This is a genomic window from Prosthecobacter sp. (genome assembly GCF_044226605.1).
Classification (GTDB): Bacteria; Verrucomicrobiota; Verrucomicrobiia; order Verrucomicrobiales; family Verrucomicrobiaceae; genus Prosthecobacter.
The window spans coordinates 227,450-249,390 of record NZ_JBGAGS010000012.1; the positions used below are offsets into that span (position 1 = coordinate 227,450).

The 21,941-nt window shown below is 63.8% G+C and carries 10 protein-coding genes and 1 pseudogene; 6 read left to right on the top strand and 5 right to left on the bottom strand.

Annotation, left to right across the window (positions count from 1 at the left end):
- Positions 1-50: 50 nt before the first annotated feature.
- From ACILSO_RS18185 to ACILSO_RS18195, 3 genes are all read right to left on the bottom strand, one after another.
- Positions 51-3,188 (bottom strand): DUF3427 domain-containing protein, encoded by a 3,138-nt coding sequence (locus ACILSO_RS18185; protein ID WP_395738867.1) that lies wholly within the window; start codon positions 3,186-3,188, stop codon positions 51-53.
- A 402-nt stretch (positions 3,189-3,590) separates the two neighbouring features.
- Positions 3,591-4,397: a hypothetical protein gene (locus ACILSO_RS18190; RefSeq protein WP_395738868.1), complete on the bottom strand. Its 807-nt coding sequence runs from the start codon at positions 4,395-4,397 to the stop codon at positions 3,591-3,593.
- Positions 4,398-4,826: 429 nt separating this feature from the next.
- A complete protein-coding gene (locus ACILSO_RS18195) occupies positions 4,827-5,882 on the bottom strand; it encodes a GDSL-type esterase/lipase family protein (RefSeq protein ID WP_395738869.1) in 1,056 nt (351 codons plus the stop codon).
- 425 nt (positions 5,883-6,307) lie between these two features.
- Here ACILSO_RS18195 and ACILSO_RS18200 point away from each other — a divergent pair, with 425 nt between their 5' ends.
- From ACILSO_RS18200 to tnpA, 6 genes and pseudogenes are all read left to right on the top strand, one after another.
- Positions 6,308-7,144, top strand: a complete 837-nt coding sequence (locus ACILSO_RS18200; protein WP_395738870.1) for a class I SAM-dependent methyltransferase — start codon at positions 6,308-6,310, stop codon at positions 7,142-7,144.
- 173 nt (positions 7,145-7,317) lie between these two features.
- Positions 7,318-7,734: a hypothetical protein gene (locus tag ACILSO_RS18205; protein WP_395736237.1), complete on the top strand. Its 417-nt coding sequence runs from the start codon at positions 7,318-7,320 to the stop codon at positions 7,732-7,734.
- Positions 7,722-8,255, top strand: a pseudogene (locus ACILSO_RS18210) (IS630 family transposase); the annotation flags it as partial. The gene ACILSO_RS18205 and the pseudogene ACILSO_RS18210, both read left to right, overlap by 13 nt.
- 443 nt (positions 8,256-8,698) lie before the next feature.
- A complete protein-coding gene (locus tag ACILSO_RS18215; RefSeq protein WP_395738871.1) occupies positions 8,699-18,424 on the top strand; it encodes a Calx-beta domain-containing protein in 9,726 nt (3,241 codons plus the stop codon).
- A 257-nt stretch (positions 18,425-18,681) separates the two neighbouring features.
- The gene (locus tag ACILSO_RS18220) at positions 18,682-20,202 is read left to right on the top strand and encodes a cellulose synthase family protein (protein WP_395738872.1); all 1,521 of its coding nucleotides are present in this window, start codon (positions 18,682-18,684) and stop codon (positions 20,200-20,202) included.
- Positions 20,203-20,386: 184 nt separating this feature from the next.
- A complete protein-coding gene (gene tnpA / locus ACILSO_RS18225; RefSeq protein ID WP_395738911.1) occupies positions 20,387-20,650 on the top strand; it encodes an IS200/IS605 family transposase in 264 nt (87 codons plus the stop codon).
- A 412-nt stretch (positions 20,651-21,062) separates the two neighbouring features.
- Here tnpA and ACILSO_RS18230 read toward each other — a convergent pair whose 3' ends face one another.
- Together ACILSO_RS18230 and ACILSO_RS18235 are read right to left on the bottom strand one after the other, a co-directional pair.
- Positions 21,063-21,503: a PIN domain-containing protein gene (locus ACILSO_RS18230; protein ID WP_395738873.1), complete on the bottom strand. Its 441-nt coding sequence runs from the start codon at positions 21,501-21,503 to the stop codon at positions 21,063-21,065.
- Complete coding sequence (locus ACILSO_RS18235; RefSeq protein WP_395738874.1) at positions 21,472-21,702, bottom strand: hypothetical protein; 231 nt, start codon at positions 21,700-21,702, stop codon at positions 21,472-21,474. Before ACILSO_RS18235 ends, ACILSO_RS18230 begins: the two co-directional genes overlap by 32 nt.
- Positions 21,703-21,941: the final 239 nt, after the last annotated feature.

The following is a 21,941-nucleotide window of genomic DNA, read 5'->3' on the forward strand; positions in this document are numbered from 1 at the left end:
CCCTAGATGCCCATCTGGCCCCATGGATTTTGCGCACCTCAAATCCCCTTTTACGCCCCCCTCAGCACATTAAACCTCTGAAACAGGCGCATCGGCAGAGCTTGGCGCAGCCGCCAGGTAATCGACATAGGCTGCGATCCCTCACAATGCTGCAGCTCTACGGGGCCGCAGGCATGGTAGGCGTCCCCTTTGTCATACCGCACAAACAGCTGAAATTGCCAGCCATTGGTGGCGCTCTCTAAGTAACGCTTGCCTGCTTCGGTATGAGGCCCCGCGGAATTCTGTGTCTGCCAGTGGAATAGCTCTGGTGTGATGGCGTAGTCGTGGTAAGCGATGCTGGGGTAAAAGCCTTCATCCTTGTTCACGGTGATGAACAGCAGCTCCATGTTTTTTTCTCGCAGTGCCAGCACCCCAGCTTGGAAAGGAATGCGCCGCGTAGGAGTGTAGTAGCCCACTGCGGTAAGGATCTCGCGCATGCTGTAGGAGGCATACAGACGCAGCAGTGTGTCTTCCAGGCCGGGGATCTGCTGAGAGATCAATGAGGATGAAGAGAGCAGAGCAGACGCTAGCTGACTCAGCTCCTCCAGCAATTCCGGAGCCGCTTTTAGTCGATCCAGAAACTGAAGGCCGGTACCGAGTTGGCTATTTTGGCCATCTACCGCATAGGCCAGCATTTGCAGACGCGCCTGCTCAGCTTCGTCAAATGGCGCCCCTTCTCCTAACCGAGAGGGAAGAGCCGCGAAGAAATCCAACTGCGCAGTGTCATCCACATGCAGCAGGCTGGAAAAGCGGCGTCCGAAGTATTCGTCCTCTCCCTGTGCCGTCGAGTCAGTTAGGCCTGCGGCCCGCTTTAGAGCCGTCCAACCACTGGGTGCAGAGCCGCGGTAGATATCAGACACCTCCAAGTTTTGATCGCGGAGAAAGTGCGCCAGAGTGACGTTTGCACGGCCTTTTAGAGAAGCATACCCTCGAAGCTCGCGCACGAGACGCGGCCATGTTTGGTTTACGGCAGCCCGTAAGCTATCCAGCACCTGGTTCTTCGTACGGGATTGAAGCTGCAGGTGGCAGCCCGGCGGAAGAGAGCTGAAACCATTTTCGACCGCGTGCTTGAGGTCATTCCGAGTCAGCCCCGTGATGGTGCTCAGCAGGCGGTCAAAGCGGAACTCCACGCGGTAGCGGCCCACAAAGTCGAGCACGAGGCAACTTAGCTTATCCTTTGCAAGCCGCAGGCCGCGGCCGATTTGCTGCTGAAAGAGCACCGGGCTCTGCGTGGGCCGCAGTAGCAGCAGAGTGTCCACAGCAGGCAAGTCCACGCCTTCATTGTAGAGGTCACAAGTGACTAACACACAGACCTTACCCTCCTGCAGCAGTAGCGGAGCACGCCGCCTCTCTTCCGCATCGGTGCCGCCAGTGATGCATAGCGCCTTCAGGCCTGCCTCATTGAACTTACGCGTCATGAATTCCGCGTGTGCCACACTCACACAAAAGGCCAGGGCCTTACACTTGCTCGGCTCCGCGGTCAGACGTGCCCACTCTCGAATCACCAACCGGGCGCGCACATCATTCCCAGAGACGATGGCATCGATCGCGCTCACTTCTCCGGGTTGATTCCATGGCACCTCGGAGAAGTCTGTGTCATCATCACATCCATAGTACTCAAAGGGGGCTAGCAGCAGGCGATCTAGGGCATGCCACAGCCGGAGTTCCGCTGCAGGGGCACCGTCTGGGCGACAGTCGAAATAGCCGGTGATCGGGCGCCCATCCGCACGCTCCGGCGTGGCTGTGAGGCCGAGCAGGATCGTTGGCTGCACAGCACGCGCGAAGGCGTCAAAGCGCTCTGCAGCCAGTCTGTGGCACTCATCGATCACCACCGTGTGCCAATAGCCTGCACCATGCCGCTCAACAAGTGCCCGGGAGGCGACGCTATCAATGGTGGCGAAGAGATGATCCGCGCCATCCGGCTCGTCTGTGCCTGTGAGCAGTTGACCAAAGGAAGCATCACGCAACACCTCACGATAGGTGCGCTGAGCCTGCAGTAGGATCTCGCGGCGATGCGCCACAAACAGCAGCCTTGGCCTGCCGCCCTCCTGGGCACAGGTGCGGCGATAGTCGAAAGCTGCCACCACCGTCTTGCCCGTGCCGGTGGCTGCCACGACCAAATTGCGCCAGCGTGCATGCGCGCGCTCGTTCTGCAGCGCCTCCAGCATCTCCTTCTGGTAGTCCTTCGGCTCGATGTCAAAGAAGGTGGGGGAAGCAATGATGCCTTCAGAGCCAGACTCTTTTTTCAATGCACGCACAAGCTGAATGCGGTGCGCCTCGATGCGCGGATCATAGGGCTGAAACTCACCATCATTCCACAACGTCTCAAAGTGCGCCACAGAGCGGGCGTACATGGCTTCCTGACCGCGTTGTGTGAACTTCACCGTCCATTCCAGCCCTCCCATCAGCGCCGCGCCGGAGAGATTGGCGCTGCCCACGTAGGCCGATCCAAATCCCGTCTCGCGGTGGAAGATCCATGCCTTGGCATGCAGCCGCGTGCGCCGGCCATCCAGTGACACACGCACCTCGCAGCCCGGTAGGCCCGCCAGGGTGTCCAGCGCTGCTACTTCGGTTGCCCCAGTGTAGGTGGTGGTGAGCACACGGATCTGCGTACGTGCTCGTCCCTGCGCATCCAAGGCCGTCACGGATTTCAGTAGGTCCTCGATTTTGCGAATGCCAGAGACGGTGATGAAGCTCACCAAAATGTCTACCCGATCACAGCTGGCGATTTCTCTCCGTAGTTCCGTGAGCAGCGAAGGCGAATGCTTGCCCGCGGTGAAAAGCCAAGGTGCCAACAAGCCTGTTTCGGGTGGTGACAGCTCTTTGTCTCCACGGAAGATACCACGCAGCACCTTCGGAGGAGAGAGCAGATCGCTGGTGTCTAGCGTGCTTTCTGAGTTACGGCCCCGCAGGTGAGCCAGCAATTCGTTCACCAATGCGATCTGTTTGGTTACACGTTCAGATGCATCACCGTCGAGATCGTCCAGCAGCTTTGCGAGCAGTGCGTGCAGGCCCTCCGTGGCACGCTCATGCACCTCCGCCGCCGCCAGATGGTGGACCATCGCACGATGACCTTTGGGCAGCGTAGCGAGCTGAGAATGCGCCTCCTGAGTTAAAAGCTGATCGTAGAGCCCTTCTGCAAATGCCATGCGGCATCCAGTAGCAGTCAGCGCGGGAATCGTCACGACTAAACTTGATGAGGCAGGCGTTCATAGCAGTCTGAGCTGGTGATGAAAAGCCGTGCAGCCTCCAACGATGGGAGCGTGAAAGTCTCTATTTGATTCCCCCAAACCTCCTTCCAGGAGCTTTGACGATCAAAGTTGGCCCATGTTTCCACAAGCAGACCCTGTGCATAGATTTTTATTTCTATACCGGTGTAGTCCGTATCCGCGATCTCGTGATAGCTCCAGTGCAGTGTGACCATGCGCGAAGCATTTCACAGGCGTCCATGGACGATGAGTCAAGCTGCCCATGCGTGCTGCCATTTGCCCTGGTTGCCGAGTTGCCGTGCTTAGGTACGGCAACTCGGCAACCAAGAATTGGGGGCCGCGCTACGGGCGCGCGACCAGCACTTCGAGGGGCTGGATGGCGTCGGAGTCGGCGGGGAGGTGGAGGGGGCCGGTGAGCATGACTTGGCCGGCGGAGTTGAGCAGGTCCACGCGGTAGTGGCCGGGGGAGATGAGGGCGAAGGAGCAGTCGGGGTCTGTCTTCCGCAGGATGGGCGAGCGCTCCACGAGTCGCCAGGGCTTGCCGGAGGCGTCCACCGTTGGGTTTGTGCCTGTACCAATGGCGGTATCCTTGCTGGTGGCGGGTCGCAGCAGGAGGACATCGCCGCCGATGAGGGTGTAGCGCCAGTAGTCCGCCTCGCTCAGCTTGTGGTCGGCGATGCGGAAGGTGACGCGGAGGGCATTGCCGCCGACGGTGAGGTCCACGCGGCGGCTGTGGCGGGCGAGGGTGTCGAAGTCAGTGCACAGAATTTCGCGCTTCCACGGCTGGGGGATGCCCAGTTTGTCGCGCAGATCGAGGCTGAAGCCGGCGCACTCGGCGGGGTCGAGCGTCCAGACCTTGAGGTCGGGCTGGCTGAGGGTGGGCTCTGGCGTTTTGAACTTCCAGTCTCCCGCGCCTGTGTCTTTGCTGAGGTTGAGCTCCAGCATCTCGAAGTGCTGCCGTGAGAGGGGGCTGGAGTGCTGCAGGTGGAGGGTGATGACGAGCGGGCGTGGCTGTCGCTCGCGTGCATACCAAACTCCGCCTGCGACGAGGATGCCGATGAGCAGGCCCGCCCCGAGAAGGAGCCTGCGCCGGCTGCGGACGGGGCGGGTCACCGCGCTGGGCGGAGCGGGGGTGGGGGCGGAGGACATGGGGGAGAAGGATGAATTATAAAGGATGAAACCGGAGGGGGCTGCGGCGGTGTTTTCGCTTTGGCAAGATGTCTCAAGGGGACGGTTTGGAATGGATTGAAATGCCCACCCATGGCATCATTTGAAGATGGAGAATCTAGGCTTATTCGAGGGTTCACCCAAGCAGGTCTTGCCGAAAGAGCAGGCCTTGGCCTTGTTTCGGCAGAATCAGCAAGGCCGGACACTTACGCGGGTGCCGGGAGGGCAGTTCGAGTGTATGGCGAAGAAGCCCGACTTGAGCCGAGGGGACGAGATGGGCGATGCCAATCCGCAGACTCTAGACGTCTAGCATGGAGTTCTGGCCGCCACTCGCTTCGGCGGAGCGCTTTGATCGAGGACGAGTAGGAGTAGGAGGACGAGTAGGATTGGCAGCGTATCCGCCGCCGGGCTTCACGGCCTGCGCGTCTGCTGCAGGGCTTCTTCCTTGAGCTTCTGAATGGCTTCGTCGCCCTGGGCGATGAGGGGGTCGAACATGGGGATTTCTTTGGCGTTCTGGCCCTGCTCGTGTTTGCGGAAGCCGAAGAGGTAGGTCTCGTTGTGCGGACGCCAGCGGTTGAAGAAGAGGGTGTCTTTGGCGATGACGGCGCGGCGGAGATTCTCCAGCGCGGGGGTGGGGGCTTCGGGGAGCTTGAGGCCGAGGCCTTCGATGAGCTTGGCGCTGAGCTTTTCATACCCGGCCTTGGTGTAGTGCACGCCGTTTTCGGTGAGTGGCTGGCGGATGACGCCGGGCTTGGGCAGGCCGCCCATGAGCTCGAACCAGTCGATGAAATAGGCGTTCTGGGCGAGGGCGAATTTCCTCAAGGCATCGCGCAGGGAGGAGAGGTTTTTGTTTTCGGCGCTGAGGTCGGGCAGCGGGGGCGGGAGGGTCTCGAGGGGCGGCGGGGTGGCGATGATGATGCGGACGCCGGGGGACTTGGCGCGGATGAGCTCGATGAGGCTGCGGTAGCCGCTGAGGAAGTCGGGGAGCTGGCCGAGGCGCTCGAAGGCGAGCTCGCTGCCGTAGCAGAGGAGGACGACGGTGGGCTTGAGCATCTCCAGGTGGGTGGAGAGGCGCTGCAGGCCTTCTTCGGGCGGGCCGAAGTAGGAGCGGGCGTGGCCAAAGACGGTGTCGCCGCTCCAGGCGAGATTGCGCACGGTGACTTTGTCTTCGCCGAGGGCGAGATCGAGCCGCGGCTCAAAGGAGCCGTAGTCGTGCTCGCGCTCGAGGACGGTGTTGCCGAGGAGGACGAGGCGGTCGCCGTCTTTGAACTGAAAGGTGGCGGGCTGCGCAGGGGAGCCTGTGCCGTCAGCGGAACCAGCGGCTGCAGGTGCGGCGGCGGCACCAGGGGCCGCAGGCTCTGCGGGGGCTTGGGCGCACGCGGCGGCGGGTGCCAGTGCCAGTGCGAGTACGGATGCGAAGGTCGCGCCAGCGAGCGCGCTGTGTCCGGCCAGGGAGGTGAATTTCATGCGGGGCGTATTGGAGCGGAGAGCGCGGGAGGTGTCTAGGGGGAGTTTGGGGTGGATGGCGGTTGTTTGCGGTGGATGGCGGTTGTTTGCGGTGGATGGCGGTTGTTTCTCGGAGGCGCTTGGGCGAGGTGCGGAATGGTGAGTGCTGCGGGGCGTTCCCAGAGCGAACTAAAGTTCGCGAGTACTTTGCTGCGGCTTGCGGTGCGCCTGGTTTGCGGTGGATGGAAGGCGGAATCTTCCTCCTCCTCTTACTCCTACTCCTCCTCCCTTTTTCGAGTGCTTCGTGTGGCCGAAACGTGAACGCGACGCCCCCAGCTTCCCCAAACCAAGGGAGTAGGAGGAAGAGCAGCGCCCCAGGTGCGGCAGTGCGCTGACATTCCTCATTCCATTCTCGCACAGCGCCGGGTTTGCTCCATCATGCGCCCATGCCCACCACTTTGCGCGACTGGTATGACACGCCTCTTTATTACGACATCGTCTTTGACGACGGCACGGTGCGGGAGGCGGATTTTTTGGAGGGTGCCTATGCGCGTTATGCGGTGGCAGCGGCGGCGGGTGGGCGTGGTGGTCGGGTGCCGCAGCGGCGGCGGCTGCTGGAGCCTGCGTGCGGCAGCGGGCGGCTGGCGCTGGAGATGGCGCGGCGCGGGTGGGAGGTGTGCGGCTTTGACGGCAATGCCAACATGATCGCCTTTGCCCAGGAGCGCCTGGCTGAGGCCGGGCTGCGGAAGAAGGCGCGGCTGTGGGAGGACTGGATGCAGAGCTTTACGCTGCCGAAAGGGGTGAAGGGCGGCTTCGACATGGCGCACTGCCTGGTCAGCACGTTCAAATACCTGCTGGCGGAAAAGGATGCCGCCGAGTGCCTGCGGCGCGTGGCGGCGGCGCTGCGCCCGGGCGGTGTGTTCTTCCTCGGCCTGCACCTGACGGATTACGATCGCGAGGGCGATGAGCACGAGCGCTGGGTGGCCCGCCGCGAGGACGTGCATGTGGTGTGCAACACCCATACCTGGGCCCCGGACCCCAAGGCGCGCCTGGAAAACCTGCGCACGCGTTTGAAGATCACCGATGCCGGCCGCACGCACACGCAGGAGACGCGCTGGCAGTTCCGCACCTACAGTGCCGCCCAGCTCAAGGCCCTGCTGCGCAAGGTGCCGGAGCTGGAGTATGTGGAGTGCTACGATTTCACGTATGACCTCGCGGAACCGCGCCGTTTTGACGATGCGTACGCGGATGTGCTGCTGGTGCTGAGGAAGCGGGTGGGGTGAGAGGGGGGCGGTCGTAGCGATGTCCGGAGGTGGGCAAACTCTCGCGCCGTGAGCTCGCGGCGGCGGCTTTTTCCATGCGGCAAGGACGGCGGACCTTTTTGGGCGCCTGCGTTGACATAGAGCATTTTAAATAATTATATAGCCATTGTGGCGATGACATGCTATGAAGGCACATGGCCACACTCTCCCTTGATTTGCGTGAACGCATCCTGAGTTCTTATGACAAAGGCGAAGGCAGCCGCGATGAGATTGCGCACCGCTTTCAGGTCTCCCTTGGCATGGTCAAAAAGCTCCTGCAGCAGCGGCGCCACACCGGATGCATCAAGCCACGGCATCACCTTGCCGGGCGCAAAAAGCTCATTGTAGCCGCACACCGCATGGCCATTCGGCAGCATCTCAAGGGCAAGCCCGACATGACACTGGCCGAACTGCGTGATGCATTGGGGCTGGAGTGCACCCTGCCCGCGATCCACTACGTGCTCGTGGACATGGGGCTGACATATAAAAAAAGACGCTCCGCGCTGCCGAGCAAGAACGCGAAGACGTCCGCAAAGCGCGCCGCCTCTGGAAGCGCAAGCAAGGCGGGCTAGAGCCTTGGCGGCTGGTCTTTCTCGACGAGAGCGGTGCCAAGACCAACATGACCCGCCTGCGTGGCAGAGCTCCGCGCGGTCATCGGCTGCATGCAGCAGCGCCGTGTGGCCGGTGGCAGAGCACCACCATGATCTCCTCCATCCGTCTCGATGGCACCACGGCTTGCATGCACCTCTCTGGAGCGGCCGACACCGCCGCCTTCGTGGCTTACATCGGCCAGGTGCTCTGCCCAACGTTGCGGCAGGGCGACATCGTTGTGATGGACAACCTCGCGGTGCACAAAAGTCCCGTAGTTTTGGAGCTGGTGAGGGCGGTTGGCGCTGAAGTGCGGTTCCTGCCGGCCTACTCACCGGATCTCAACCCGATTGAGAAGATGTGGAGCAAGATCAAGGGGCTGTTGCGCAGCGCGGAGGCACGCACGCCCGCGCAGCTTGATGAAGCCATCACCATGGCGTTCTCAAAAATCACGGCCAAAAACGCCATGGGTTGGTTTGCCTCTTGTGGCTATAGTATTTTTTAATATGCTCTAGACCCGGATCTACGGACCCGGCGCAGCGGTTCCCTACCAGTCCTGTGGCTGCGCGCTGTCGCGGGCGGGGGTGCGACCGCTCAAAGCGTTGCGCGCCCTCCAGCGCGGGTAGGGACGCGTTGCGCCGCGTCCCTGGAATCCTCGTCCCAGCGCAGGCTGCCGCCCCTTCGCCATCCCCCTTTCCAAAAACTCCCGTCGCCCAGCGCCTGCGTGCGCGCCCGACCGGAGCATCTCGTCCCCGCAGCTCACATCGCGGCATGAAAATTTCTTTTTGGGGTCTGTCCCGGCTGCCGCCACTTCTAGTCTTGCCTTTTCGGCCACGTTCCGGCTATAACGGCTAAAGATTTTCCACCCGCGGATTCCGAAATCTTGAACAAATGTTCTAATAAATCGGACAGCTGTTGGTTGAATCTTCTGACGCCCAACCAACCACCATGCGTTTTCGTGCTTTTTTGATCCCTTTCGCGGCTCTTTTCGTCGCCGCCGTATTCTATGTGTTTTTTGTTCATGAGCCTGCCGGGCCGGAGGGCGGGGCAAGCAGGGGACGGGGCTTGCGGGGGCGGCCTGCGGCGGGCGGCGTGGACTTGAGCGCGACTGCCGAAGGAGTGGCACGCACGGCGGCGGCGGAGGCTGCGCCGGCGGACCTGGATGAGAAGGTGCGCATGAAAATCAAGGCGCTGGGGGAGATGGCGGCTTTCACGGAGTGGAGCCAGAGCTACCTGAAGGCGGATGACGCGCAGAAGGCGAAGCTGCTGGCGGAAGGCGTGAAGCTGGCGGAGGCGCGCCGCCCGGTGATGAAGGCGCTGATCAAGGCGGACCCGCGCAAGGCGCTCACGGACGCGGTGCCCATGGTGGTGCGCCAGAAGCTGCCGCCGGAGGTGCTGCAGCAGCTGGAGCAGCGCCTGAACCAGCGCATGGCGGTGACGGTTTACCAGGGCACGCCGCCTCCGGGTTCTCCGCCGCTGGCGCCGGGGGAGACGCTGACCCACCGCATCGCGCAATCGGAGAGCGACGGGGCTTTCAATCTGTATGTGTATGGCCGGCGCGACCAGATCGTGATCAACACGCCAAACGCCGCCATCAATGGCGTGCGGCTGGACCGCGAGATCGCGGCCAATGAGTCGCCTCTGCGCGTGCTGGAGGTGGGCGAGGTGCCGGACGCTTCGAAGGCGCAGGTCACGGTGTGCCCCATCAGCGGCATCACCTCGGCGGCCGAGGATCAGACCTCGCAGGCGGTCACGGAGGCGCAGGCGGACACGGTGGTGGAGACGCCGGAGGAGGTCGTGCATCTGTGCGGTGGTTATCACCGCGATGCGTACTCGCAGCAGCTCGTCTATGGCGAGGGCGCCACGGGCGGGCCCACCAGCATCAGCGGGCCGCTGCCGGCGGCTCCCACGCCCGCGCTGGGGCAGCTGAAGGTGCTGTACATTCCGCTGACCTTTCAGGACACCAATGCCGTGCCCTCCACCGAGGCGGCCAGCTACCAGGTCATGCGCGATGTTTCCAACTACTACCTGCAGTCCTCCTACGGCAAGCTGACCACGCTCACCACCGTGACGCCGCCGATCAAGCTGCCGAAAAACGAGGCCTGGTACGTGCAGCGGGACACCTCCAATGGCGGCGATGTGGACGGCCTGGGCCTGGAGATGACGCATGCGCGCGAGGAGGCGCGGCGCATCGGCTTTGACTACAATGACTACGACGTGACCGTGGTGCGGCTCAATGGCGGCGCGCGCCCCACCGGCGGCTGGGGCGGCGGCAGCAATGTGTGGGTGTATGCAGACAGCGTCGGCATCTGCGCGCATGAGATCGGCCACTCCTTCGGCCTGGCGCATGCCAACTACTGGGACACCTCCGGCACCAGCGCCATCGGCCCAGGCACCAATGCGGAGTATGGCGATGTGTATGACGTGATGGGCAGCGGCGGCGTTCCGATCGATCAGTACAACGTCTCCGCCAAAAACCAGATCAAGTGGCTGCCGGACAATTTCGTGCAGAACATCACCACCAGCGGCCTGTATCGGCTTTATGCCTTTGACCAGCCGAGCCTGGACCCGAAAAACCGCTACGCGCTGACCATTACGAAGGACAGCACCCGCGTGTATTGGGGCGAGCTGCGCCAGCAGTACACCGGCAATGCCACGCGCCCATGGGTGGACCAGGGCATGCTCCTCGGCTGGAAGTTTCCCGCCGGAGCCTCCGGCAGCCTGCAGCTCATCGACACCACGCCCGGCTCCCCTTATGGCAAGGACGACGCGCCCATCGCGCTCGGGCAGACTTTTGCAGACACCGAGTCCGGCATCTACATGACGACGGTGAACGTCAGCAGCACCACGCCGAAGTACATCGATGTGCAGGTGAACCTGGGCGACTTCAGCAGCAACACCGAACCCACGCTCACGCTCGCCTCCTCGGCAGACTCCATTCCGCTGGGCGGCACGGTCACCTTCACCGCCACCGCGGCGGATGTGGACGGAGACACGCTGGCCTACCAGTGGCAGCACTGGGGGGACACCTCCGTGCGCATCGTTTCTCCGAACTCAGCGGTGATCTCCCGCACCTTTCCGACGGCCGGCGCTTATGTGGTGAGCTGCACGGTGAGCGACATGAAGGGCGGCAGCATCACACGGGAGAAAATGGTCATGGTGGGAGCCTACACCACGAAGTTCACCATCTCCGGCCGCGTCACCTCCGGCGGCGTGGGCCTGCCGGGCGTGCTGCTCAATGCGAACGGCACCAATCCGGTCATCACCGACCAGGACGGCTACTACACCATCACCAATCTGGCCGCGAACACCTATGCGGTGACACCCCTGCTCTACGGCTACACCTTCAGCGAGCTCTTCAACAACGCCATCACCGTGGGGCCAAACTACAGCGGCGCGAACTTCACCGCAGACACCCTGCCCACGGTGGCCCTGAGCGTGGTGGACGGAACGGCCACGGAGAATTCCGGCGCGGCAGACACGGCGAAGTTCCGCCTCACGCGCACCGGAGACACCTCCCTGAGCCTGGACGTGAGCGTGGCCACGGCGGTGGGCACCGCCAGCACGGGCGACTACACGCTCTCCCCCGCGCTGGCTGCGGGCTCGCCTTTCAGCACCTTCACCATCCCCGCGGGCAGCGCCACGCTGGATGTGGTGCTCACCACGGTGAATGACTCCACCGCGGAAGGGCCGGAGACGATGACCCTGGTGCTTGCCAGTGGGTCCGGGTATCTTGTGGCATCAAATACCGCCGCGGGCACCATCACGATCGTGGACGATGACACCACGCTGCCGCAGGTCGGCGTGGTGGCGTATCCTTCGGCCATCAATGAGAACGGCACGCCCGGCGCCTTCACCTTCACCCGCACGGGTGCCACCACGAATCCGCTGAACGTCGTGTTCACCATCAGCGGCTCCGCGGTCAATGGCACCGACTACAGCGCCATCAGCAGCCCGGTCACCATCCCCGCCGGCGCCAGCAGCGCCACGCTGACGGTGACCCCGGTCGACAACACCACCATCGAGTCCATGGAGACGGTCACCGTGACCATCCCCACGGCGGCGGGTTACGTGCTGACCAGCGGCCAGACGACGGCGACGATCAACATCCTCGACGATGACACGCCGACGGTGAACGTGACCGCCACGGACAGCATTGCCGCGGAGGTGGATCTTTCGCAGTCCGGAGCCATCGCAGACACTGGCACCTTTGTGGTCACGCGCACCGGAGACACCAGCCAGTCGCTGACGCTTTACTACTCGGTGGCGGGAAATCAGGGCTCCGGCGTGCCAGCGCTCAATGGCGTGGACTACGAGGCGCTCTCCGGCGTGGTGGTCATCCCCGCAGGAGCCACGCAGGCCAGCATCACCATCATCCCGCGCTGGGACAATCTGGGGGAAGGCACCGAGCAGGTGGTGCTGCAGCTGGGCGCGGGCCCCACCAACTACCTCGTGGGCAGCTCCGCCTCCGCGGCTGTGACGATCACCGACGCTTCTGCCAACACGCCGGACATCGAGCTGGAAAACATCTCCAGCGCGGCCGAGCCCTCCACCAGCGGCACCTTCCGCCTCACCATCCGCGGCGGCACCGGTGCGCCGCTGGTGGTGCGCTACACCATGGCGGGCACCGCGCTCAATGGCACGGACTATGACAATCCCGCCACGTGGAATGCCGAGAGCTCCGGCGTCAGCACCGCACTCTATGGCGTGTGGGCCGCCAGCACCAGCAGCCAGTGGGCGGTGGGGGACGCGGGCGTCATCCTGCAGGGAAATGGCAGCGTGTGGGCCGCGCAGACCTCCGGCGTGGCCACTCCGCTGCGCGCCGTGTGGGGTGCGGATGCCAGCAATGTGTGGGCGGTGGGAGATGGCGGCGTCATTCTAAAATGGAACGGCACGCTGTGGAGCGCGCAGACCTCCGGCACCACGCAGAACCTCCGCGGCGTGTGGGGCGCAAACAGCACCAACGTGTGGGCCGTGGGAGACAGCGGCACCATTCTGAAATGGAACGGCACCGTCTGGGCGGCGCAGACCTCCGGCATTTCCACCACGCTGAACGCGCTGTGGGGCACCGCCGCCAACAGCGTCTGGGCGGTGGGAGACGGCGGCGTGGTGCGCTTCCACAACGGCACCACCTGGGCCGCGCAGACTTCCAACACCTCCCAAGCCCTGCGCGGCGTGTGGGGCAGCAGCGCCACCAGCGTCTGGGCGGTGGGCACCGGCGGCACCATTTTGAAATTCGGCGGCAGCACCTGGGCCGCGCAGACCTCCTCCTCCACGCAGGACCTGAACGCCGTCTGGGCCGCGGATGCGAACAACCTCTGGGCCGTGGGCACAAACGGCACCATGCTGCGCGCCACCAATGGCAGCAACTGGTCCGCGCAGATCTCCAACGCCGCCTCCGCCCTCTACGGCGTGCGCGGCACGGACGCGAACAACGTCTGGGCCGCGGGCGCCGGCGGCGCGATCGTGAACAACACCGCCGTGGCGGGCCAGCCTTTCAGCGGCACGCTCGTGGTGCCATCAAATACCACAACCTATGACCTGACGGTGCGCCCCATCAATGACGGCGTGGCCGAGGACATCGAGACGGTCATCCTGTCCATCACCCCGGACGCGGCGTACCAGACCTTCAGCGCCACCAGCAGCGCCTCCATGTGGCTGCGGGACAGCAGCAACCCCACCGTGTGGGCGGACGCGCAGATCAACACCGGCGGCAGCGTGGTGAACCGCATCACGGAAAACTCCGCCACCTCCCCGCGCAAATATTACATCTCGCGCACCGGCGCCACGACGGCGGCTCTCGCGGTGAATTTCCAGATGCTGGGCAGCGCCACGGCGGGCACGGACTACAGCATCGTCACCAGCGCCACGCTGACCTTTGACAATGCCACCAGCACCGGCGTGCTCACCATCCCCGCCGGCAGCGCGGGCGCGGACGTGGCGTTCAATCTCATCGACGACCTGGCCTTTGAAGGCACGGAGACGATGATCTTCCACACCACGGACGGCGCCTACTCCAAGACGGCGGACGCGCTCATCTACATCGATGACAACGAGACCAGCTCCCAGACCGTGCAGTTTGGCACCGCCGGAGTGGGGTCCAGCGGCGCTGCCGGAGCGGAAGGCGTCACGACGGTGAATGTCCCGGTCACGCTCACCACCGCGGCGGCGGGTCCGGTGAGCGTGGACTACATCGTGGACAGCGGCTCGCGCAGCTCCACTTCCGGCACCCTTTCCACGCTGTCCCCTCCCTACTGGGTGCGCGTGGTGCGCAGCGGCACCGCGCTGAGCAGCTACTACTCCATGGATGGCACGGCATGGACTCAGGTGGGCACGACGCAGACGGTCTCCTTTGCCGCCAACAACTACACCGCAGGCATCTGGGCCGCGTCAAACTCCAGCGGCACCTCCTGCGTGGCCACCATCGACAACGTCAGCGTCACCGGCCTGGACGCCGGCGTCACGCCCGGCGCGCTCACCTCCGTGACGGTGGGCACCTCCAATCCCACCAGCAGCAGCACCGGGCCGGATGCCAATGGCGTCTACACCATCACCGCAGGCGGCACGGACCTCTCCCAGAGCAGCACCACGGACATCTGCCGCTACCTGGAGTTTCCCATCACAGGCTCGGTGGGCTGCACCGTCACCGCGCGCGTGGTCTCCATCACCGGCGGGGTGAACACCTCCAAGGGCGGCGTGATGATCCGCGAGACCACGGCCAACACCTCCAAGCACATGGCCATGGCGGCGGAAAAGACAGGCTCTGCGCGCACCGTGTACCGCAGCGGCACCACCGGGGCCAACGCCGCCGTGACGGTGCAGCGGCCCTACTGGGTGCGGCTTACCCGCGCAGGCACCAGCTTCAGCGGCCACATCTCCACAGACGGCAGCACCTGGCAGCAGGTGGGCAGCACGCAGACCCTCCCCCTCAGCAGCAAGGTGCAGGCCGGTCTGGCCGTGAGCGCCCGCAGCGACGGCACGCTGGAGACGGCCGTGTTTGACAACGTAAGCATCAGCACCGTGGCCAGCCCCAGCCTCGTGGGCCGCACCATCGGCTTTGTGAATGCGCAGGGCTCCGATGCGCTGAGCGGCGGCGTTTACACCGTCATCGGCTCCGGCGCACAGATCGGCGGCACGGAGGACGAGTGTCACTTTGTGGCCATGCCCGTGACGGGGGACTTCACGCTGGTGGCGCGGGTGCTCAGCCAGAGCGGCGGCGCCGCCAATGCGCAGGCCGGGGTGATGATCCGCGAGTCCAACACCTACCGCTGCCGCAGCGTGTACATGGGCCTGGTGGAAAATGCGCTGGGAGAGTTCATCTCCCGCAGCTCCACCGTGACCACCGCCTTTGGCGATGGCATCGACTACACGCTGCCCAGCGGCTCCGTGACCTTCGCCGCCGGAGAGCGGGACAAAAACATCGTGCTCGCCATCAACCAGGACTCCCTCCCCGAGACCGATGAAACGCTCGTGCTGGTGCTGCGGGACCCCAATGGCGCGAGCCTCGGCACCGCCTCCACCTATACCTACACCATCATGGATGACGACACGCCGCCGCAGGTGCCCAGCGTGGGCTTTGCGGCCAGCACCAGCTCCGTGGCGGAAAATGCGGGCACGGCGGGCATTCTCGTGTCTCTCAGCGCAGTCTCGGCCGCCAGCGCCAGCGTGGACTACAGCGTGACCGGCGGCACCGCCACCAGCGGGACGGACTACGTGCTGGCCAGCGGCACCGTGACCTTCGCGCCCGGAGAGCTGGTGAAGTCCATCCCCATCGCGCTCACGGACGACTCCAGCATCGAAGGTTCCGAGACGGTGGTGCTGTCTCTGGCCAATGCCATTGGGGCCAATGTGGGCACGGTGACCGTGCACACGCTGACCATCACCGACGATGACTCCCCGGTGGTGAGCATCTCCGCGACGGATGCCAACGCCTCCGAGGCCGGTCTTGATCCCGGCACTTTCACCGTCACCCGCACCGGCCCCACCACGGCCTCTTTGACGGTGACTCTGGCACGCACGGGCACGGCCACTTCCGGCACCGACTTCACCGCCATCGCCACACCGCTGAGCCTCACCATCCCCATCGGAGCTTCCAGCGCCACGGTAACGGTCTCCCCCCTCCAGGACACCACCGTGGAAGGTCCGGAGACCGTCATCGAAACCATCAGCGCCAATGCCGGCTACATCGTCGGCACGCCCTCCACCGCCACCGTGACCATCGCCGATGACGACCGCAGCACGGTGAATCTGGTGGCGAATGACGACACCGCCACCGAGACGCCTGGCAACACCGGGCAGTTCACCCTCACCCGCACCGCGCCCTCCACCGCCGCGCTCACGGTGAACTACACCATCGCCGGCACGGCCACCAACACGACGGACTACGCCACGCTCGCCACCAGCGTCTCCTTTGCCGCCAATGAGACCAGCAAGACCATCACCGTAACGCCGGTGGATGATGCCGTCACAGAGGGGGATGAGACGGTGGTGCTCTCGATCACCACCAACGCGAGCTACGACATCGGCGCGGGCGCCTTTGCCACCGTGACGATCAAGGACAACGACTCGCCGCCCGTGGTGTACATCACCAGCCCGGCGGGCAATGCGCCGCTGGTCTCCAGCGGGCAGGGCCTGATGGTGGGCGCCAGCGTGACCGATGACGGCCTGCCGCAGGCGGTGACCATGCAGTGGACGCAGGCCAGCGGCCCCGGCACCGCCACCTTTGCCACGCCCACGCAGGGCTCCTCCGCCGTGACCTTCAGCGCGGACGGCGTCTACGTGCTTAAAATCACCGCCACAGACACGCAGTTCACCGTGAGCGATCAGGTGACGGTGATCGTGGGCAGCGTGGTGAATGCGGCGGACTACATCGCCGAGGACATGAGCCCCACCACGCAGCAGCGCGGCGCCAGCTGGAAGGTGGGCACCAGCTACATCCTCACCGGCATGGGCGCAGGCTACGCCAGCACCGGCACCGATGGTGCGCACATCATGGCACGGCAGGTCGCCGGAGACGGCAGCGTGGTGGCGCGCCTGACGAGCCTCGGCGGCGCTGCGGCCACACCGCTGGCGGGCGTCACCATCCGGGACAGCTTTGCGCGCTCGTCCAACCGCGCCGTGCTGGGCTACAGCGCCGGCGCCCTGCAGTTCCGCACCCGCACCACCCTCAGCGCCAGTGACACCGTGGTCACGCAGAGCAGCGTCACGCTCCCCGTGTGGGTGAAGCTGGACCGCACCGGCAGTGTCATCACCGCCTCCTACGCGCCGGATGTCAGCGGCTCGCCCGGCTCCTATACCGTCATCGGCACCGCCACCACCATCACCATGGCGGACGCAAACACGCAGATGGGCCTCACCGCCACCGGAAACAGCAGCACCGCCGGCCAGCTCTGCACCGCCACCTTTGACAATCTCACGCTCACTCCCACGCCCACCGGCCCTGCCGTGCTCACGGAGGATTTCGGCACCACCACGCCCACCGCCAGCACCTTCGGCTACAATTCCAGCACCGGCACCTACAGCATCGGCGGCAGCGGCAGCATCGACGGCCAGGGCGCCTTCTACGGCTGGCAGTACTACGGCGATCTCATGGTCACCGCCAAGCTCGCCACCGCCAGCTCCTCCGCGCTCAGCGCCATCTCCGGCATCGAGCTGCGGGAGAGCATGGACAGCACCGCCGGGTACATCCACATCGGCCGCAAGCCCTCCACCGCCTTCGGCGGCTTCCAGTGGCGCACCCTGGCCAGCGGCGGCACCGGCAGCGTGCCCGCCTTCAACAACACCGTTCGCTGGATCCGCCTGGTGCGCCAGGGCAACCGCGTCACCGGCTACCACGCTGCGGACAATTCCGGCAGCCCCGGCGCCTGGACGCAGCTCGGCCAGCCGCAGACCATCATCATGCCCGCCGCCGTGCTCGTCGGCTTTGGCGTGGACAACAGCGGCGGCACTGCCGGTGTGCTGAACAACTGCACCTTCACCAACCTCAGCATCGTGCCGCTGAACAAGGCCCCCGTGGTCGCCTTTGCCAGCATGGCCACCTGGCCGCTCTCCCCCGTCAGCCTGCCCGGCACCGTCACCGACGACAACTTCCCCGCCCCCGTCTCCCTCACCAGCCTGTGGAGCAAGGTCAGCGGCCCTGGCACCGTCTCCTTTACCAGTCCCACCGCGCCGACCACCACCGCCACGCTCGGCCAGGCCGGAGCCTACGTGCTGCGCCTCACCGCCACCGACAGCAGCGCCCAGACCTTCCGCGACCTCTCCTTCACCGGCTACACCAGGCAGTTCGAAATCTGGCAGGCGCAAAACTGGATCGCCAACGGCTTCGCGGACCCCAACGCCGCTCCCGACTACGACGCCGACCGCGACGGCCAGGCCAACCTGCTGGAATACGCCTTCGGCACCGCGCCCCTCGCCGTCAACCGCTTCCCCGTGGTCTATGACACCGCCACCGTCAGCACGGACAAATACCTGCGCATGACCGTGCCGAAAAACGCCGCCGCCACGGACGTGACCTTCACCGTCGAAGCCACCAGCGACCTCAGCGATCCCCTCGGCTGGAGCAGCGCCGGCCTCGTCATCGAACAAAACACCGCCACCCAGCTCATCGTCCGCGACTCCCAGCCCATGACCAGCAGCGCCAAGCGTTACATGCGCGTGAAGGTCGTACGCAACTGATCCGGCTCCTGCTCCAGGCTGGTCCGGAGCGGCCACTCCGGCTCCCTCTCCCCGCCCCTGAAAAACGAAAGCCACCAGTGTTCTCTTCGGGGAGAGGGGATACGGCCATCCCCGCATCCCCATCCGGCAATCCACCACTTCTTTAGCCCCAAAGTAGCGCCCTGACCCACACGCCAGCCAAAAAACTCGCCATGGCTGGCACCCGAAATGCTGCTTGATTGTTGGTGACAGGTGGAGATTGGTTGCGCCCCCGTGCCTTGCCTCCCTTTCCCGATATGATTGTGTGGGATAACTTCTTCTGGTTTACCAGCTATATACTAGTGTTCACCGCCCTGTCCGCCTTCGGCGCGCACAGAATCAAGGTGTTATACCATTTTTGGAAGCACCGCAAAGACGTGCCCGTGCCCCAGCGCGAGTTCGCGGAACTGCCCGTCGTCACCGTGCAGCTCCCCATCTTCAACGAGCTCCACGTCGTCGAAAACCTCCTGCGCACCGTCAGCGCCCTCGACTACCCGCGCGACCGCCTTCAAATCCAGGTGCTTGACGACTCCACCGACGAGACCGCCCCCCACGCCGCCAAACTTTCCGCCGATCTCAAAGCCCAGGGCTACGACATCGAGTACCGCCACCGCACCAACCGCAACGGCTTCAAGGCCGGTGCCTTGGACGAAGGCATGGCCACCGCCAAAGGCGACTTCATCTGCATCTTCGACGCCGACTTCCAGCCGCAGTCCGACTACTTGAAGCAGGTCATCCACCACTTCACCGATGAGAAAGTCGGCATGGTGCAGGCACGCTGGGGCCACCTGAACAAGAACTTCTCCCTCCTCACCAAACTGCAGGCCCTCTTCCTCGACGGCCACCTCGTGCTGGAGCAGACCGCCCGCAGCCGCCACGGCGAATTCCTCAACTTCAACGGCACCGCCGGCATCTGGCGTAGAGCCGCCATCGAAACCGGCGGCGGCTGGCAGCACGACACCCTCACCGAAGACCTGGACCTCTCCTACCGCGCGCAGCTCAAAGGCTGGAAATTCATCTACCTCAAGGACGTCGTCGTCCCCGCCGAACTTCCCCCCGACATGGACGGCTTCAAGAGCCAGCAGCACCGCTGGACCAAGGGCAGCATCCAAGTCTGCAAAAAGATCCTCCTCAACGTCTGGCGCAGCGACATCCCGCTTCGCCTCAAGATCGAAGCCACCTCCCATCTCACCTCCAATTTCGCCTACCTGCTCACCCTCTGCACGCTGGTGCTCATGTATCCCGCGAATTTCGTCATGGGCAGTTCCTGGCACAAGGCCGTCTTTGTGGACGTGCCCGTGTTCTTCTTCGCATCCCTTAGCGTCATCATCTTTTACATGACCGCGCAGGGCGCGCAGCAGCGCGGTGGCTGGCTCAAAACCCTGCCGTATGTGCCCATGCTTCTCGCCCTCGGCATCGGCATGAGCATCAACAACGGCAAAGCCGTGCTGGAAGCCCTGCTCAACCAGTCCTCCGAATTTGTCCGCACGCCGAAATACGGCATGGAAAGCAAAGCCCAGGCCTCCAAGCAGCGCTCCCGCTACAAGGCCGGCAAATCCATCGCCCTGTGGATCGAAGTCCTGCTCACCGGCTACTTCGGCTGGATGATCGGCCTCGCCGCCCAGCGCGGCCAGTGGGGCAGCATCCCCTTCCTCCTTCTCTTCCTCTTCGGCTTCGGCTACGTCGCCGCCGGCTCCCTCATGAAACGCTTCTCCATGGCCGCCTTCCAGGCCCCGCAGCCCGTGGCGGTGGAGGCGTGAGGAAAGTTGGAACTCCCCTTGGTGTCAGATCGGAAGCGCGTAGCGCTGGCACAACGGTAGCCGTGGGTGAAACCCACGGCAGGCAGGCAACCCACCGTTGCCAGAACGGTGGAACCGCGTAGCGGTGACACAAAGCTCCGCCCCACCCATCGCATTCGCCGTGGCCAACACCTAAACGCAGATCCTGTGTCACATCGTGTTCTCCACCAAGGAGCGTGCCACGGTTTTGCGGGAAAACCGGCGGGAGGAATTCTTTCGCTACGCCTGGGGCGTTCATCAGGGACTGAACTGCCACCTTCACCGCATCAACGCGATGGATGACCACGTGCACATTCTGATGTCCCTGCATACCTCGCTGTCGGTGGCGGATTACATGCGCGAGCTGAAAGCGAACACCAGCCGCTGGATTAAACAGGAGGGCATCTTTCCTGGATTCGACGGCTGGTAGGACGGCCACGGTGCCTTCACAATTTCGGTTCGCGAGAAGGATGCCGTGATCCGCTACATCAAGGATCAGCAGGTCCATCATCAGCACACGGATTATCTGGGAGAATTGCGGCACATCCTGGATGAGGCGCGGATCAAATACGACGACCGATACATCGCGTAATAGTGAACATGGGCTGAGCGGAGATTTGTGTCACCGCTACGCGGTTCCCGGGATTCGAACATTATTGAGCACGCGATTCCGTGGGTTGCACCCACGGCTACCGTTATGCCAGCGCTACGCGCTTCAGATCCCCCATTCCAGCCCGATCGTTCCCATTCCTCCGCCGAAACAATTCCCTGACTTTCGGCCAAACGAATTAAGCCTCCGTTGGCACCACCTGCCCCAATTTCCAGCGATGCCTGGCCTCAAATCAAACTGCGGTGAACGGATCAATCACAGCCAGCCCGGGGAAATCAGCAACGTTTCGCGTGATGATGGTAAGACCGTAAGCGAGGGCCGTGGCAGCGATAAGACTGTCCATGACAGCCACAGAACGACCTTCCTCATGGGCGCGCTTGCAATAGCGTGCCCACTCCCAGGCGGCGGCATCGTCGAATGGCAGGATGGCATCGGCGAAGTCTTCCTGCATAAACCGCAGCAATCGTAGAAGTTCATTCTTTCGTTTCCCATCGGCCACGGCTTCTGCTCCACGGGCCAGTTCGGCAAGAGTCAGTGCGCTGATGGCGGAGTCTTCCTGATGCGCATCCAGCCACTCAATCACTTTGGGGTCGGGATGCGGCTCATGCCTTCGGACAAGACGTTCGTGTCCAGGAGGTAGATCATAGCTCCAGGGGAGGGCCAAGACACTCACGGTTCAAGGCAAGTTCCAGTCCTTGCAGCCCGCGCAGATGTTCGACGAGCGATTTTTGGCGTGGCTGACTGGGGCGCAGGAGCATTGCGCCTGACGGCTTCAGGATCACACGAAACTCCATGCCATCCTTGAAGTGTCCTTGGGCAAGAACATCTTCAGAAAGCGAGAGTTTGTGATCGGCTTCCAGAGTGGCAGTCATGGTGCAGAGCTTAATGACGGCTGGAAAAATAACAACCGTGATGATGCATGTCCGCGTAGTGACCGCCAGGCGTCTCCGGACCTCTAAAATCAAAAATCGATTGCTCGACAATCGTCAATCCCTCCGGCTCCCGAACACCCTGGCCATGCTCGATTGACGATCGATGAACAACGATTGTTGATTTTAGAAGTGCCCACCTGCGGCATGCTACTCCCCCACCGTAACATTCCCCCGCCATC

What these genes read in the sequence shown, in the direction of transcription:
- ACILSO_RS18185 (WP_395738867.1), bottom strand. Translation starts at nt 3,188, where the DNA reads ATGGCATTTGCAGAAGGGCTCTACGATCAGCTTTTAACTCAGGAGGCG.
- ACILSO_RS18190 (WP_395738868.1), bottom strand. Translation starts at nt 4,397, where the DNA reads ATGTCCTCCGCCCCCACCCCCGCTCCGCCCAGCGCGGTGACCCGCCCC.
- ACILSO_RS18195 (WP_395738869.1), bottom strand. Translation starts at nt 5,882, where the DNA reads ATGAAATTCACCTCCCTGGCCGGACACAGCGCGCTCGCTGGCGCGACC.
- ACILSO_RS18200 (WP_395738870.1), top strand. Translation starts at nt 6,308, where the DNA reads ATGCCCACCACTTTGCGCGACTGGTATGACACGCCTCTTTATTACGAC.
- ACILSO_RS18205 (WP_395736237.1), top strand. Translation starts at nt 7,318, where the DNA reads ATGGCCACACTCTCCCTTGATTTGCGTGAACGCATCCTGAGTTCTTAT.
- ACILSO_RS18215 (WP_395738871.1), top strand. Translation starts at nt 8,699, where the DNA reads ATGCGTTTTCGTGCTTTTTTGATCCCTTTCGCGGCTCTTTTCGTCGCC.
- ACILSO_RS18235 (WP_395738874.1), bottom strand. Translation starts at nt 21,702, where the DNA reads ATGACTGCCACTCTGGAAGCCGATCACAAACTCTCGCTTTCTGAAGAT.